The organism is Thiocystis minor, from assembly GCF_016653465.1.
In the GTDB taxonomy this organism is placed as follows: Bacteria; Pseudomonadota; Gammaproteobacteria; order Chromatiales; family Chromatiaceae; genus Chromatium; species Chromatium minus.
In genome coordinates, this window is the sequence record NZ_NHSQ01000046.1 from 1 (window position 1) to 13,369 (window position 13,369).

Annotated in this window: 16 protein-coding genes; 3 read left to right on the forward strand and 13 right to left on the reverse strand. The window is 60.7% G+C overall.

What is annotated here, in order from left to right; translation table 11 throughout:
* The 7 genes from CCR95_RS04245 to CCR95_RS04275 all read right to left on the reverse strand — a co-directional run.
* The coding region (locus tag CCR95_RS04245) for an AAA family ATPase (RefSeq protein WP_201092162.1) at positions 1–1,258 on the reverse strand (1,258 nt) is incomplete at its 3' end.
* Entirely contained in the window at positions 1,255–2,688 is a 1,434-nt protein-coding gene (locus CCR95_RS04250) for a 3' terminal RNA ribose 2'-O-methyltransferase Hen1 (RefSeq protein WP_201092163.1), read from the reverse strand. The genes CCR95_RS04250 and CCR95_RS04245, both read right to left, overlap by 4 nt.
* A complete protein-coding gene (locus CCR95_RS04255) occupies positions 2,679–3,506 on the reverse strand; it encodes an SIR2 family NAD-dependent protein deacylase (protein ID WP_201092164.1) in 828 nt (275 codons plus the stop codon). Before CCR95_RS04255 ends, CCR95_RS04250 begins: the two co-directional genes overlap by 10 nt.
* Before the next feature lie 49 nt (positions 3,507–3,555).
* On the reverse strand, positions 3,556–3,969 hold the full coding sequence (locus CCR95_RS04260) for a vWA domain-containing protein (protein ID WP_201092166.1): 414 nt from the start codon (positions 3,967–3,969) through the stop codon (positions 3,556–3,558).
* A gap of 127 nt (positions 3,970–4,096) precedes the next feature.
* Positions 4,097–5,404, reverse strand: coding sequence for a PDDEXK-like family protein (locus tag CCR95_RS04265; protein ID WP_201092167.1), 1,308 nt, complete (start codon positions 5,402–5,404; stop codon positions 4,097–4,099).
* A 116-nt stretch (positions 5,405–5,520) separates the two neighbouring features.
* Positions 5,521–6,312 (reverse strand): PP2C family protein-serine/threonine phosphatase, encoded by a 792-nt coding sequence (locus tag CCR95_RS04270; RefSeq protein ID WP_201092168.1) that lies wholly within the window; start codon positions 6,310–6,312, stop codon positions 5,521–5,523.
* The gene (locus CCR95_RS04275; protein ID WP_201092169.1) at positions 6,309–6,638 is read right to left on the reverse strand and encodes a hypothetical protein; all 330 of its coding nucleotides are present in this window, start codon (positions 6,636–6,638) and stop codon (positions 6,309–6,311) included. Before CCR95_RS04275 ends, CCR95_RS04270 begins: the two co-directional genes overlap by 4 nt.
* Positions 6,639–6,746: 108 nt before the next feature.
* On the opposite strand from CCR95_RS04275, the gene CCR95_RS04280 reads away from it, so the two are divergent.
* The 3 genes from CCR95_RS04280 to CCR95_RS04290 are packed head-to-tail and all read left to right on the forward strand — an operon-like array spanning position 6,747 to position 8,592.
* On the forward strand, positions 6,747–7,673 hold the full coding sequence (locus CCR95_RS04280; protein ID WP_201092170.1) for an arginase family protein: 927 nt from the start codon (positions 6,747–6,749) through the stop codon (positions 7,671–7,673).
* Positions 7,674–7,709: 36 nt separating this feature from the next.
* Positions 7,710–8,057, forward strand: a complete 348-nt coding sequence (locus tag CCR95_RS04285) for a cyclic-phosphate processing receiver domain-containing protein (protein WP_201092171.1) — start codon at positions 7,710–7,712, stop codon at positions 8,055–8,057.
* A 34-nt stretch (positions 8,058–8,091) separates the two neighbouring features.
* Positions 8,092–8,592, forward strand: a complete 501-nt coding sequence (locus CCR95_RS04290; protein ID WP_201092172.1) for a hypothetical protein — start codon at positions 8,092–8,094, stop codon at positions 8,590–8,592.
* Between the two features lie 118 nt (positions 8,593–8,710).
* Here CCR95_RS04290 and CCR95_RS04295 read toward each other — a convergent pair whose 3' ends face one another.
* From CCR95_RS04295 to CCR95_RS04320, 6 genes are all read right to left on the reverse strand, one after another.
* Positions 8,711–9,412, reverse strand: coding sequence for a hypothetical protein (locus CCR95_RS04295; protein WP_201092173.1), 702 nt, complete (start codon positions 9,410–9,412; stop codon positions 8,711–8,713).
* Between the two features lie 37 nt (positions 9,413–9,449).
* Positions 9,450–9,974 carry a PDDEXK-like family protein gene (locus tag CCR95_RS04300; protein ID WP_201092174.1) on the reverse strand — a complete coding sequence of 175 codons (525 nt, stop codon included), beginning with the start codon at positions 9,972–9,974 and terminating at the stop codon, positions 9,450–9,452.
* Between the two features lie 99 nt (positions 9,975–10,073).
* Entirely contained in the window at positions 10,074–10,490 is a 417-nt protein-coding gene (locus tag CCR95_RS04305; RefSeq protein WP_201092176.1) for a hypothetical protein, read from the reverse strand.
* 219 nt (positions 10,491–10,709) lie between these two features.
* On the reverse strand, positions 10,710–11,345 hold the full coding sequence (locus CCR95_RS04310; protein WP_201092177.1) for a hypothetical protein: 636 nt from the start codon (positions 11,343–11,345) through the stop codon (positions 10,710–10,712).
* A gap of 91 nt (positions 11,346–11,436) precedes the next feature.
* The gene (gene prfH / locus CCR95_RS04315) at positions 11,437–12,072 is read right to left on the reverse strand and encodes a peptide chain release factor H (RefSeq protein WP_201092178.1); all 636 of its coding nucleotides are present in this window, start codon (positions 12,070–12,072) and stop codon (positions 11,437–11,439) included.
* Entirely contained in the window at positions 12,069–13,223 is a 1,155-nt protein-coding gene (locus CCR95_RS04320) for an RNA ligase RtcB family protein (protein WP_201092179.1), read from the reverse strand. Before CCR95_RS04320 ends, prfH begins: the two co-directional genes overlap by 4 nt.
* Positions 13,224–13,369: the final 146 nt, after the last annotated feature.

The window sequence follows — 13,369 nt, forward strand, 5'->3', positions numbered from 1 at the left end:
TGACCGGCGCGTAGTAGACCTGGCGCGCGGCGACCGAGACCAACTCCTTCTCCGGCCAGCGCAGGGCGGTGAGCCGACCGCCGAAGACACAGCCGGTGTCGATGCAGAGGGTGCGATTGACCCATTGAGGTTCCAGGATCGGAGTGTGCCCGTAGACGACATGAGCGCGCCCGCGATAGGCCGCCGCCCAGTCCCAGCGCACCGGCAGGCCGAAGGCGTCGGTCTCCCCGGTCGTCTCGCCATAGAGCGCGAAGGCGCGGACCTTTCCCGATCCGCGCCCTTGGTATTCCTCGGCCAGTCCAGCGTGGGCAACGACCAGATCGCCTCCGTCGAGGACATAGTGACTGACCAGCCCGTCGATCCAGGCGCGCACCGCTGCGCGCCAGGGCTCAGGCTCCCGTTCGAGCTGGGCGATGGACTCCGCCAGTCCATGCCCGATCCGCACCGGGCGGCCATCCAGCCACTTCATCAGCTTGGCCTCGTGATTGCCGGGCACGCACAACGCCTCGCCCGCCGCCGTCATCGCCATCACCAGACGCAGCACCGCCGGAATCTTAGGGCCACGGTCGACGAGGTCGCCTAAGAAGACCGCCTGGCGGCCCGCGGGATGCCGGGCGGTCGGCTGGTCTTCGCCGCCCTCGACCACATAGCCCAGTTGGGTCAGCAGCGCGCACAGCTCCTCGAAACAGCCATGCACGTCGCCGATGAGATCGAAGGGGCCGGTCTCGCCACGGCGGTCGTTCCACAGGGGTTGGCGCTCGATGACCGCCGACTCGACCGCCTCCAGCGAATCCAGCCGATAGATGTGGCGGAAACCCTCGCGCTTGAGCGAGCGCAGGGCGCGCTGAAGCTGATCCGCCTGGCTGCGGATGACGTGCGGACCGAAGGCGCGGTCGGCACGCTCGCGGTTGCGGGCCTGGCACAGCGGCGCGGGAAGATCGAGGACAATCGCCACCGGCAGGCAGTGCCAGCGGCGCGCCAACTCCACCAGGGGTTTGCGCGCCTCGGGCTGGACGTTGGTCGCATCGATTACCGTGAGTCGACCCGCTGCCAGCCGTTTGGCGGCGATGAAATGGAGCACCTCGAAGGCGTCCCTGGTCGCGCTCTGATCGTTCTCGTCATCGCTGACCAGGGCGCGGCAGGCGTCGGAGGAGAGCACCTCGGTCGGGAGAAAATGCCGCCGGACAAAGGTCGACTTGCCGCTGCCCGACACGCCGATCAGGACGACCAGGGAGAGTTGGGGAATGGTGAGCGTCATGCGGCGGCTCCCTGACCAGCGGGGGTGTCGTGGCGGCGAAACACCGCCATCTGGGTGGGCGGCCCCTGAACGGGATGCACCTCACCGATCGGGAGGATCCGGACCGCGTAACCGTGCTGCTCGGCGACCGCCTCACACCAGTGCGCGAACTCGGCGCGGGACCATTCGAAGCGATGGTCGCGATGGCGGAAGGCACCCGCCGGCAGGGACGCAAAGAGCCTGTTGTAGTCGCGGTTGGGCGTGGTCAGGATCAGCGTGGCCGGGCGCGCCTCGGCGAACAGCACCTGCTCGCAGGCGGCGAGCCGATTCGGTTCCAGGTGCTCGATGACCTCGACCAGGGTAATGGCGTCGAAGCCGCGAAACCGCGCATCGCGATAGAGCAGCGAGCCCTGGAAGAGGTCGAAGCGCTGGCGTTGGCGCTCGGGTAGCCGCTCCAGATTCAGGCGCCGCGCCGCGAGACTCAGGGCGCGCGGCGAGACATCGCAGCCGCCGAGGTGTTGGATCGAAGACTCGGCGGCCAGGCGCTGAAGCAGTCGGCCGTCCCCGCAGCCGAGATCCAGCACGCGGCCCGCGCCCACTTCCCGCAGGGCGGCGAGCACCGCCTCCAGACGACACTGATTCAGGGTCAGATCCCGCTCCAGGGCGTCCTCCTCGTCGCCGGCGCTCTGCTCGCGCGTATCGAGGGCGGGATCTTCTTCCTCGGTGAGTCGGCGCAGTGCCTCCGAGACCAAGCGGCGGTCGCGGCGCAGCGCGCGCCGGGTGATCTCCTCGCGCTGTGGGTGGCGCGCGAGCCAGTCACCGCCCATCCGCAGCAGTTTGTCGATCTCGTCCTCGCCCACCCAATAGTGCTTGGCGTCGTCCAGGACCGGGATCAGCACCGCGAGATGGGTCAGGAGGTCGGCGAGTCGCAGGGTCTGGCGCAGCCGCAGCGTGAAGTAACGGCTGTCGCCCCAGGACGGGAACTGCGGATCGAGCGGCAGCCGAGCGCAGTCGACCGCGTAGCCGAGCGGCTCGAAGAGCGCGCGCAGGAAGGGCTCGCCGCCGCGCGCCGGGACCACCGGCAGTTCCGCCTTCAGCGGGATCGGGGTGTCCGCCAGGTCCGGGCGTTCCCTGCTGCGCCCCTTGAGCGCGGAGCCGAGCAGGCGGGTCATCGCCACACTCAGGAACGACGAGGCCACATAGGGACGGTCGTTGACATAGGGTTCCAGCGGCGCCTGGCTCCCGTTCCGGGCGCCGCGCCCCCGCGACAGCGCGACCGGGTCGATCTCCAGGAGCAGCGCGGCGGTACAGCGTTCCTCGCTCGCCTCCGGGTAGAAAAGGATGGCGCGGCCCTGACTCAAGTCCTTCTCATGCCAGCGCCCGGGATGTTTGGCCAGCAGGTAGCCGAGATCGGTGGCGGGACGGTGGGTGGTGGTGATCGTCAGCAGCATGGAGCCTCCTGGGCGGGTGGCGCGGGCATCGCGCCGTCATCCGGCCACGCCTGGGCGAGCAGTTCGGGCAGGATCCGCGCCGCAGTTCCGCGCAGATTGATCTGGGCAACGGCATTCAGGGCAGTGACGGCCGGATTGATCTGGACCACCAGGGCACCTTGGTCCGCCGCCATCACGGGCAGCTCAGCCGCCGGAGAGACCAGGGAGGAGGTACCGACCGAGAGCAGCAGGTCGCAATCGCCTGCCGCCGACTGGGCCGCCTGCCAGACCTCCACCGGCAGGGACTCGCCAAACCAGACCACGCCCGGACGCACGAGACCCCCGCAGGCCCCGCAGCGCGGCGGCGGCAGACGCGCGCCGCCGTCGGGAAGTGCCGACGGGGCGTCCGGGAGCGGATGGGCTTGACCGCAGTCGAAACAAAAGGGCCGATGCAGACTGCCATGCAGCGCGAGCACGGCGGGACTACCCGCCCGCTCGTGGAGTCCATCGACGTTCTGGGTGATCAGGGTCAGACGCGGCACGCGCCGGGCCAGCTCGGCGATGGTGCGATGCCCGGCATTGGGCTGACAGCGCTGCACCTGCCCCCGGCGCCATTCGTACCAGCCCCACACCAGCGCGGGATCGGCCAGGAATGCCTCGGGCGTGGCCAGTTGCTCGGCGTCGAACCTGGCCCACAGGCCAGTGAGGGCATCGCGGAAGGTCGGGATGCCGCTCTCCTGCGACACCCCGGCGCCGGTGAAGACCACCAGATGATGGCTCGCGCGCAAGCGATCAAGGAGGCAGTCAGGGATGAGGACCACAGCGGATCGATCAGTCATGCGACGAACCGTCCGAAGCGCTTTGTGGCATCTTCATGAACGAGTCGATTCAGAGATCGATCCGGGAGACGTGCCCGCCAAGACCAATGAGATAGGCTTCCACCGTCACGCCAGATTGCTTGATCGCTTCGATGTTGTCGCGCCACTTTTCGTAGTGATCATGCCACCAGGCATCCGTCATCAAGACGGCATGTTGCGTGACGCCGATGCAACGTCCCTGCATGTGCTGGATGAATTCTTCCATGACTTGCGCAAAGTTGTAATGCCCTTTGCCTTTACGCAATTTACCATGCAAGGAAACGAAATAGGCGAGACGGTGACACTGATTGCCGGGGACTCCAGGATAGCAATTGACTTCGCCATGACTTGACGAAGCGATCTCAGCGAGATCCGCCACGGAGATTCCTCCCTCTGAGGCGCGTTCAGCGATCTGTGCGGCGATGCGAAAAAATTCACCTTGCATCTAAAAAACTCCTGAATGAAAGAGATTTGGTGGCCCAATAAACTGAGCAGCGTCCGTCCAATTCAGGTGCGCCCACTGATTTCATGCTCGGCCACCACCCTTGACCCACCCTCATTGTCGCAACCGATCAGCACGCGGTGCTCGGCGGATCGGGCATCAGTAGATCCATGTGATCCTTGAATGCGGTATGTGTTTTTTCCGCTACATCCATGATTATTTCGGCTAATCTCCCGTTCCTCATGTCCTGCCAGGGTGTTGGATTACTGGCCCAATTCAAATAATCCTTTTCAAAAACGATTCCATCTGGAGCGCAGCCCCAAACCCAATCGGAAGGTCTCGTACCCGCATCGGGTTGTCCGCCAAAACAATTAGCCATGATGTCGCCAATTGCGTTCCATTTTTGCTGATTGTGCGTCGCATCTTTATCCCTCTCAGCGTTCTTACTAATTCCCCAGCCAAACCCGTTGAGTCCATTTCCATCGAAACCAAAAACAAGCTGAAACTCTTGGCCTCTCTGAAAAGAAATAAAAAATTCCCTTTGTTTACAGCTAAATAATCCATCGTCCCAAAAGAAAAAATAGCCTTTATCTGCAATCTTTTTAGTGAGATTGTTATGCAGCACTTGAATTAAATGTTTTTTTGTTGACTCGAAAGAATGCGCGATAAAAAAAGCAGCCTCTAAGTTTTCATCAGAAGCTAAAATCGTGTTTCTGATTTCCTGTTCTTCGCTCATATCGATTTCCTCATTGATGTTCGCTCGGATGAATTTGGCCAATTCGTCGACGAAAATGCGCACGGTCAACGCCTTTGTTTTCTCCGCGCCATTCCCCAGCCATTCAATGACTTCGTTGTAGCTCACTTGAACAAAATGATCCTTAATTTCCTTTTTCTTATCTTCGTCGATGCTCGACAGAGCAGGATCACGGTTACACAGGAAGACCAGGAGCCAGTGTCTACCGTTTGCGTCTTTTATTAACCAGTCTGCATAGTCGGACAACTGCTGGTTTTGATCGCCCGCCCATGGCTTGTTCTCGATGCCGATAACACCACTATCGAATTTTAGATAGATGTCGATTCTCCGTCCCTTATCAATGATTTTTTCCGGAAAAACCCCGTGACATCGATCCATTCCAGCCCAGTTGGCGGCTCCGATCCGTGCCAAGAACAGATCCAGAAACAATCTCCCCTGACCATGCGTGCCTTGCGGATTGAGTAGCTCGACCAAGCAACGCGACAGGCCATACTCGTCCGTGCGTAGATAGTCGAAAAGGCAAAAATCTGGCGCCAATTGATCAGCAAAGCGATGTCTCGCCTGTCGCAAGGTGGCAACATTAAAGAACACTTGCTTCAGTAGTGCGTCAGCATTACGCCGCTTCGCGTCCCGCACACTTGCAAGGCATACGACCACATCCCCAAGTAGCCCTGTGACGCTCATCTTTTCGTCCTCCGAAAGACCGTGTGTATCATAAGATACCTTAACCATTACCAATATCACCAGACGCTATTTCTGTACGAACACTCCTATCGACTGAATCTCCACGCGATCACGAGTCATCGCGACTCCCGCAACAAAATCAGCGAGAAATTATCCGGCGCACCGGCAGCCAGAACCGCCTCCCGGTAACGGCTCGCCTGCTCCGTCACCGGCAGCTCCGCCCGATAGAGCGCGGCCAGTCGCTCATCACCCAGGGTGTCATGCACCCCGTCGGTGCAGAGCAGGAAACTTTCCCCCGGCAGCCACTCCCCTTGTCGCCAATGCACGGCAAAGTCGTCTTCCCCTTCATCGGCGATCAACATGTATTCCAGATCGTGGTAAAGCTGCCCGACCGATTGCTCCGGGGCGATCTCGCCGCGCTCGATCATGGACTGACGATAGGTGTGATCCTTAGAGACTTGCTGCCAGACGCCATCGGCGCCGATGCGATACACCCGCGAATCGCCCACATTGACCACACTGAATCGGGCATCGCGCCATTGCAGCAAGGCCAGGGTGGTGGCCGCGCCATGGGTGCGTGGGTCATGGGCCAACCGGCGGCACAAGTGCGTCTGGACATGCTGACGAACCAGCCGGGGACCGATCCAGCCGTTCTGGAACAGCTCGGCCCGCGCCTGCTCCACCGTGCCGAGGGCTTCCAGCACCTTGCGACTGGCCATCTGCGGGACGGGACTCACCGCCACCCCGTCGGCGACGGCACATAACCCAGCGAACCGACACAGGGTCACGGCGGTCACCGGCAGATCCGCGGCTTGAACGAGATCGGATGCCACCAGCACGGCATCCTGCTGGATACGCGCGCGTTTTCCCCGGTGCTGGGTGAAGGCGACCTGAATCGCGTCGGTCATGGGCGATTCCGCAGGCAGAAATCGCCACTGGTCGACCAACCGGCGGGACAGGTCGTACCCCGCTTCGGCACCGCGGGCCGCGCCGCTGGACCGGCCAGGCAGTAGGCGCCGCTGGTGGCATAGCCACGCGGACAAGTCCCGCGTTTCTCCAGGGCCAAGCGGGCCTTCTGGCCCGGCGCGCAATAGTGACCGCTAGTGGTATAGCCACTCGGACAGGGGCCGATCTTCGCCAGGGGTTGCGGGGTCAGGGTCGTGTCAGCGGCACCGACCAGCGGGAGCAGCATCAATACAACCAGCCAACGCGGGTGAACAGCGCGTAAGGTCATCGTCGATCTCCTTCAGAGGATGGTGTGCAGTGTGCCCGAGATACGCGACAGAATCTGTCGCAAGGAACGGGAGAATGGGGCGGAGTCAAGACCTTATTGGAGATAACAATGCCCCAGACGCTGGTTCGGAAGACCGGTGTGGTTCGGGTGTTCTATCGTGCGGAGTACGTGGTCGCCGGCCACGCCTTCGACACCACGCGCAAGGCCCAATGGATCGCGGATGCGCTGGTCGCGGCGCCGATTCCCGGCATCGAACTGGAGGAGCCGGCTTTACTCACGCGCGATCAGCTCCTTGCGGTTCACGCCCCGGACTATGTCCAGGCCGTCGAGACGGGCGAGCCACGGGGCCTGGCCGAGTCGCAAGGGTTTGCCTGGGACGCCGGGTTGTGGCCGATGCTGCTGGCGACCAACGGTGGGGCGGTCGCCGCCGCACGGGCGGCGCTGGAAGACGGGGTTGCCGGATCCCTGTCGAGCGGTTTCCATCACGCAGCCTATGGGTATGGCGACGGCTTTTGCACCTTCAACGGCCTGGTGGTTGCCGCGCACGCCGCACTGGCGGCCGGCGCCAGGTCGGTGCTGATTCTGGATCTCGACGCGCATTGCGGCGGCGGGACCGCGTCGCTGATCGTGAGCGAACCGCGAATCCGCCAACTCGATGTCGCCGTTGACCGCCATGACCGTTATCCGGCGACCGATCAAGCACGCTTGGTCATGGTCAAGCACAGTGCCGACTACCTACCGACCATCCGGCGCCTGCTCGATGCCCTGAACGGTGACGCCTTCGACCTGTGCCTGTACAACGCGGGCATGGACACCTGCCAGCGCTGTGCCATCGGCGGACTGGCCGGCATCACCGACGCGATGCTGGCCGAACGCGAGCGGCTGGTGTTCGACTGGTGTCAGGGTCGCGGGTTGCCGATCGCCTTCGTCCTCGCCGGCGGCTACATTGGCCAGCGTCTCGACCGGCGCGGACTGATCGAGCTTCACCGTCTCACCTTGTCCGCCGCCGCACGGATCAAGCGTGTTACCGGTTAGGGGATCCATTGCTGGAGGAACCGCAGGGTGTCAACGATGAAACGACTGTGCCTCTTTCTCGACGACGAGCGCACGACGCCCGAGGGCTGGGTCCGCGCGTCTTGGCCGGCGGAAGTCATTGCCTGGCTGGAAACGGGAACGGTGCAAGCCGTGAGCCTCGATCATGATCTCGGCGACGATGCACGCGGGACCGGCTATGACGTGATCTGCTGGATCGAGGAAGCCGTGGCACTGCGCGGCTTCGATCCGCCGACGATCACCGTGCATTCGGCCAATCCCTCCGCGCGGCTCAAGATGCTAGCGGGGATTCAAGCGATTGAGCGGTTGGCCGCGCGGGGATCTATGCCGCCATGCGCCCCCGACCGACCGACGCCAGAACGATGATCGGCCCCATTCCGCCACACCCAGGAAGACTGACATGCCGAAGAATTTTGTCCGCCGGACCTATGATGCCTGGATCCGCCAGCATCACCATCGCTTCCGCTTTGCCCCCTGGATCGCGGTGTCACGGAAGCTCTGTTTCACGCTGCGGTTTGCGGGTCTGACATCGCAATTGACGTTCCAGGTCTGTCAACGGGGAAGCGCCGTAGTCTACATCCACGATGAACAAGGGCTTTATTGGGATATTATCCGTGATTTCGATGTGATGGAGGAACGCCGGGCGGATGGGCAGTATGTCTGTCGATGGTGCGAAGGCGGTCGTGCCTATCCATCGCGCGCGGCCTTGTGGGAAGCCCATGTGTTCGAGCCGATGCTGGACTGGATCAATGCCTTAAACGCCCATCAATGGGTCTGTCTGTTTGGCATCCCTGATGTCACCTTCTGGGGTGCCAGATTGGTCAACGTGCATGACCTGGAACAGCAGGACTGCGTCCATTCGTTTCCGCTGCTCGCCGAGGCAAGAGAAAAGACGGCCTGAGATCATCCAGCGGATCGCCCCGGCGGTTGGATGCAGATCACCGGCTCGCGTTGTTGGCGGCGGCTGGAGACGATAATCCACCCAGTGTCAGTGATCTGCTCAGACACTGGGAAAAGTGTCAACTCGAACTCTTGATCTCGACCGTTTGGGCAGGCATTAGCAAATGCTGCCGATTATCGAAAAGGGTATAGACTTTATCGACAATTGCGATGAATCGATCAGCAAGAGTTTTACCAAGAATTTCCTGCCATGGCCTTACGCTGATTGTCCAATCACCGAAGTCCTCGCCAATCTCAGCATCCTTGGAGTACCAAGCCCACCAGTCGTCTGTAGTAGACCACCCACTGAAGGCTGTCGTCATCATCAGATTGATTTCATTCCAAACAGTCTCATTTCGAGATATGTTTTCAGATTCTCGACAAATTCCCCACTTTAAGCCTCTAAAGCCGCCATCGAATTCGAACCACAAATATTTGTTTTGTTGTTTCAAAAAAGAAAAATAAAATCCTGAATGTTTGCCGCCCCAGTGAAAATTTTGATCCCAGATGACCTCGTAAGGCTTATGTATAATTTTGTTTTCGAGATCAGATTGAAATTGCTTGATAAGATCATTTTTTATCGCCGGCATTGATTTGGAAATCAATAGCGCCGATTCAAGATTCTCCGTCGATGAAAGGATGCTGTTTCTGATTTCTTCTTCTTCGCTCATATCGATCTCCTCGTTGATGTTTGTTCGGATAAATTTTACCAACTCATCGACAAAAATGCGCACGGTCAACGCCTTTGTTTTCTCGGAACAATTCTCCAGCCATTCAATCACTTCTTTGTATCTTACTTGAACGAAATGACCCTTAATCTTATTTTTTTTCTTCGTCGATGCTCGTCTGAGCAGGATCGCGGTTACACAGATAAACCAGAAGCCAGTTTTTACCGTTTGCGTCTTTTTCTAACCAGTCAGCATAGGCTTTCAACTGCTGATTCTGATCGCTAGCCCACGGCTTATTTTCGATGCCGATAACACCGCTATCGAATTTCAGATAGATGTCGATTCGGCGTCTATTTTCAATGACTTTTTCTGCAACAACACTGTGACATCGATCCGATCCGGCCCAGGCGACGGCTCCGATCCGCGCCAAGAACAGATCCAGATACAATCTCCCCTGGCCATGCTTGCCTTGCGGATCGAGGAGATCGACCAAGCAACGCGACAGGCCACACTCATCCGTGCGCAAATAGTCGAAAAGGCGAAAATCTGGCGCCAATTGATCGGCAAAGCGATTTCGCGCCTGTCGTAAGGTAGAAACATTGAAAAACACTTTCTTTAGTAGCGTGTCGGCATTCCGTCGCTTCGCTTCTTTTGCGCTTTCGGCGTTCGTGGTCAAATCTCCACTCATCATTTTATCCTCTGAAGAACTATATTTGATAGGGTTTTAACTCAAAAACTGACCGGCATTAGCCAGTCAGCGATTGAGCTATGTCGCTCAAATATTCACCTGGCTAACTCGCCCTCCAATCCCAATCAAATAGACTTCAACATGCACCCCGGTATGCTGAATCGCCTCGATGTTGGCATGCCATTTTTCATAATGGTCATGCCACCAAGCATCAGTAATAATGACGGCATGTCTCGTTTTTCCAACGCAACGGCCCTGCATATGCTTGATGAACTCTTCAAGAATTTGCGCGAAATTGTAATGCCCCTTGCCTTTGCGTAGATTTCCCTGTAAAGAAAAGAAAAAAGCGAGGCTGTGACACTGGCCGCCTGGTTCTCCCGGATAGCAATTGATTTCCTCATGATTTAATCGGGCGATGTCGTTAATTTCAGCCACAGAGATTCCGCCATCCGAAGCGCGTTCAGTGATCTGTGTGGCTATGCGGAAAAATTCACCTTGCATCATAAAAAAACTCCTGAATTAAAAATTTCGCCAATTGATCGGCAAAGCGGTTTCGCGTCTGTCGTCAGGTGGAAAATCGCAGAACACTTTCTTTAGCCTGAATGTTTCATAAAGCTACTGGCAGGTCAAAAAACCGATAATTACGGCCGGGTTCAGCGGCGATTCTGCCGGCAGGTCGGGTAGCTGCCGCCATTCCGGCTGTAAGTCATGCTCTGCACCTGTTCAGGATAACGCTTCGGGTGGTTGCCATTCCCCGCTGTCGATGTCGAGCGTCGCCTGATGGCGCACGCCGATGTCCACCCAGATCCGCCCGATGCGGAGACAGTCGCTGAGGCTCAAGGCCGGTTGGCTCAAACCATAGCTGTGATCGTAGAGATCATGGAACAGCCAGCAATGCGGGATCGTATTCAGCCGTCCCGGAAAGCGGCGAATGGTTTCGCGAAAATCCTCGTCCAGCCTCGGCGCGTCCGCGTCAACGCCTTTCATGGACGTGTGGCGCACGGTCAGAAAATTGTCGCTGTCGTCGTCGATCTCAGGATCGTCCTCGCGCAGCATGAACGAGAGCGTGACATCGATCTCGAAGTCGTCCAAAGGGTCATTTGGATCGGCGACTCGGGCGCGCATCTGGGCGCAGACCTCTTGATCGACCCGGTGCAGATACGCCTGCAAAAATCCCAGACGCGCATTCAGTTGCACCAGGCGGTCGATGTCCGCCGGGCTGAAGTCGTCGTCCGCCCTCTGGGGTGGGAAGAGCGCCTTCAGACGGTTTGCTTTCCGACGCAGCCGTTCCAGCGCGTCAGCCGCCTCAGCGATCTGTTCTTGCAGGTCCACCAGGGCCTCACGCTGTTTGGGTTTCATCGTTGATCTCCACGCTTGGATGAGGATGCATTCGGGCGAGTGTAGCGACGCCGTGCGACAGCAGATGTCGCCAAGGACTGGGGTCGATCGTTCACCGCTCGCGCGTCCAGTCGGCGCCGTGATAAACGCGGACCGCATTGCCGCGTTCGAGTTGGGTGTGCTGTCGCCAGCGCTGGTCCTCGGCGGCACGGGCCTGCTGGTCCGTCCGCTCGGCGAACAAGGCGGCGAGCCGGGCGAGGGCCAGCCGGCGGTTGAGATGTTGCGAGCGTTCTTCCTGGGCGATCGTGCTCAGTCCAGTCGGCAGATGGGTGACGCGCACGGCGCTTTCGGTGCGATTGACATGCTGCCCGCCAGGGCCGCTCGCCCGCAGGGTTTCGATGCGCACGGCGGTGTCATCCCAACGGTCGGCGGCCGGTTCCGCAAAGGCGGCGACGCTGACGAACCAGTTTTTGCGTTTGTGACGCGGGCGATAGGGACTGGCGCCTGTCCACTGGATCGTGCCGAGCCAGGAGCCCACCTGCATCGCGGCATCTGGGCCACTGACCCGCAACAGGATGGAACGTGCATCGCCGCCGTGCTCGCCCGGCGTGCGCGCGATCTCGTCCACGGCCAGCCCATGCGCGCTCAGTTCCCGGATCAAGAGCGGCGCCAGCCGCCCCACCACCCACTCGCACTCGGCCGGACAGCGTCCAGCCGAGAGTTGCAGCCACAGGGTCGCGTCGCTCATGGCCGGCCTCGTTGAGGTTTGCGATATCCGGGTTGCCGCTGAGCCGAACGGCGGACCTTGTAGGTCAGCAGCGGGCGCAGCGTCGCGATGACCACCATCAGACCCGCCGCGACCAGATCCGCAATGACCTGCTCGATGCCCTTGTAGTTCTCCGGCGCCTCGTCGTAGAGGAGTTCCCTGTCCTCGCAGATCACCCGCCCGCCGAGCGCCGTTGTGACCAGATCCTCCGGGCGTTGCCGACTGCTCAACCGCCCGCGCGCCTCGCCGCGTTTCCATTTGCGACCAGCGCCGTGGGCAAGCGAGCGCAAACTCTGGTCGCAGTCGGCGCCCGGTTGCACCAGATAGGAGAGGCTGCCCCGCGAGCCGGGGATGACGAGCGGCCCCCGATCCGACGGAGCCGCGCCCTTGCGATGCAGCCACAACCGCTCGCCGTGCCAGTCCAGCGGTTGCACCAGGTTGTGCCAGATATCGAGTCGGCGTTCGCCGTCCGCGTTCAGAGCCTCGAACAGCCGATGCGCGATCAGCCCGCGATTGGCCTCGGCCCAGCGCAGCGCCTGATCGTGCTGGCGCAGATAGTCCGTCGCCTCGGGGCCGGCGGGATCGAGTCCCTGATGGCCCTGCTGATCGACGATCCCGCGCAGAATGGCCTCGCCCAGTCCGCGCGAACCGCTGTGGACCAGCAGCAGCACTTGATCCGGATCGATCCCTAGCGTCGAGAGCGCCGCCGGATCCATCACCGCCTCGATGCCTTGCAGTTCCGCGAAGTGATTGCCGCCGCCGATGGTGCCAAGCCCGGCATCGAAGGCGGTCGGTTCCAGGTCAAAGTCAGCGCGCCAGTCGGCCAGCTCGCCCTCCCAGGGCGCTTCGAGTCCCTGCAAACGCTCCGCCGCTCGCTCGGGCTTGAACTTGCGCCGCGCCAGGTCCGTTTGCCACAGCGCCATGCCGCAGCCGATGTCGTTACCGACCAGCGCCGGATAGATCAGCTCGCTCAGAAAGGCCGCGCCAATGGGATAGCCCTTGCCCGGATGCAGATCCGGCAGCCCGACCGCGTGGCGCATGCCGGGCAGCGCGGCGGTCTGCGCCAGTTGGCGCAGGGCCTCGCCCTCGATCCAGGTGTCTTCAGAGGCGATGAGATGATAGGACGCGGTCATCCGGTCAAGTCCTCGGCGGTTGGGTGGGACGGCGCGGGCTCGCATCGGCCCCGATTCCATTCGGGGGCCGCCTGCCCGTGAGGTTGGCGAATGCCGATGTCCCGCTCATCAATAAGACACCGCCAAGTGGTATCGCTTGGGTCGAT

Excerpts from the sequence above, each read along its gene's own strand:
- CCR95_RS04250 (WP_201092163.1), bottom strand. The coding sequence starts at position 2,688 with ATGCTGCTGACGATCACCACCACCCACCGTCCCGCCACCGATCTCGGC.
- CCR95_RS04255 (WP_201092164.1), bottom strand. The coding sequence starts at position 3,506 with ATGACTGATCGATCCGCTGTGGTCCTCATCCCTGACTGCCTCCTTGAT.
- CCR95_RS04260 (WP_201092166.1), bottom strand. The coding sequence starts at position 3,969 with ATGCAAGGTGAATTTTTTCGCATCGCCGCACAGATCGCTGAACGCGCC.
- CCR95_RS04265 (WP_201092167.1), bottom strand. The coding sequence starts at position 5,404 with ATGAGCGTCACAGGGCTACTTGGGGATGTGGTCGTATGCCTTGCAAGT.
- CCR95_RS04270 (WP_201092168.1), bottom strand. The coding sequence starts at position 6,312 with ATGACCGACGCGATTCAGGTCGCCTTCACCCAGCACCGGGGAAAACGC.
- CCR95_RS04275 (WP_201092169.1), bottom strand. The coding sequence starts at position 6,638 with ATGACCTTACGCGCTGTTCACCCGCGTTGGCTGGTTGTATTGATGCTG.
- CCR95_RS04280 (WP_201092170.1), top strand. The coding sequence starts at position 6,747 with ATGCCCCAGACGCTGGTTCGGAAGACCGGTGTGGTTCGGGTGTTCTAT.
- CCR95_RS04285 (WP_201092171.1), top strand. The coding sequence starts at position 7,710 with ATGAAACGACTGTGCCTCTTTCTCGACGACGAGCGCACGACGCCCGAG.
- CCR95_RS04290 (WP_201092172.1), top strand. The coding sequence starts at position 8,092 with ATGCCGAAGAATTTTGTCCGCCGGACCTATGATGCCTGGATCCGCCAG.
- CCR95_RS04305 (WP_201092176.1), bottom strand. The coding sequence starts at position 10,490 with ATGATGCAAGGTGAATTTTTCCGCATAGCCACACAGATCACTGAACGC.
- CCR95_RS04310 (WP_201092177.1), bottom strand. The coding sequence starts at position 11,345 with ATGAAACCCAAACAGCGTGAGGCCCTGGTGGACCTGCAAGAACAGATC.
- prfH (WP_201092178.1), bottom strand. The coding sequence starts at position 12,072 with ATGAGCGACGCGACCCTGTGGCTGCAACTCTCGGCTGGACGCTGTCCG.
- CCR95_RS04320 (WP_201092179.1), bottom strand. The coding sequence starts at position 13,223 with ATGACCGCGTCCTATCATCTCATCGCCTCTGAAGACACCTGGATCGAG.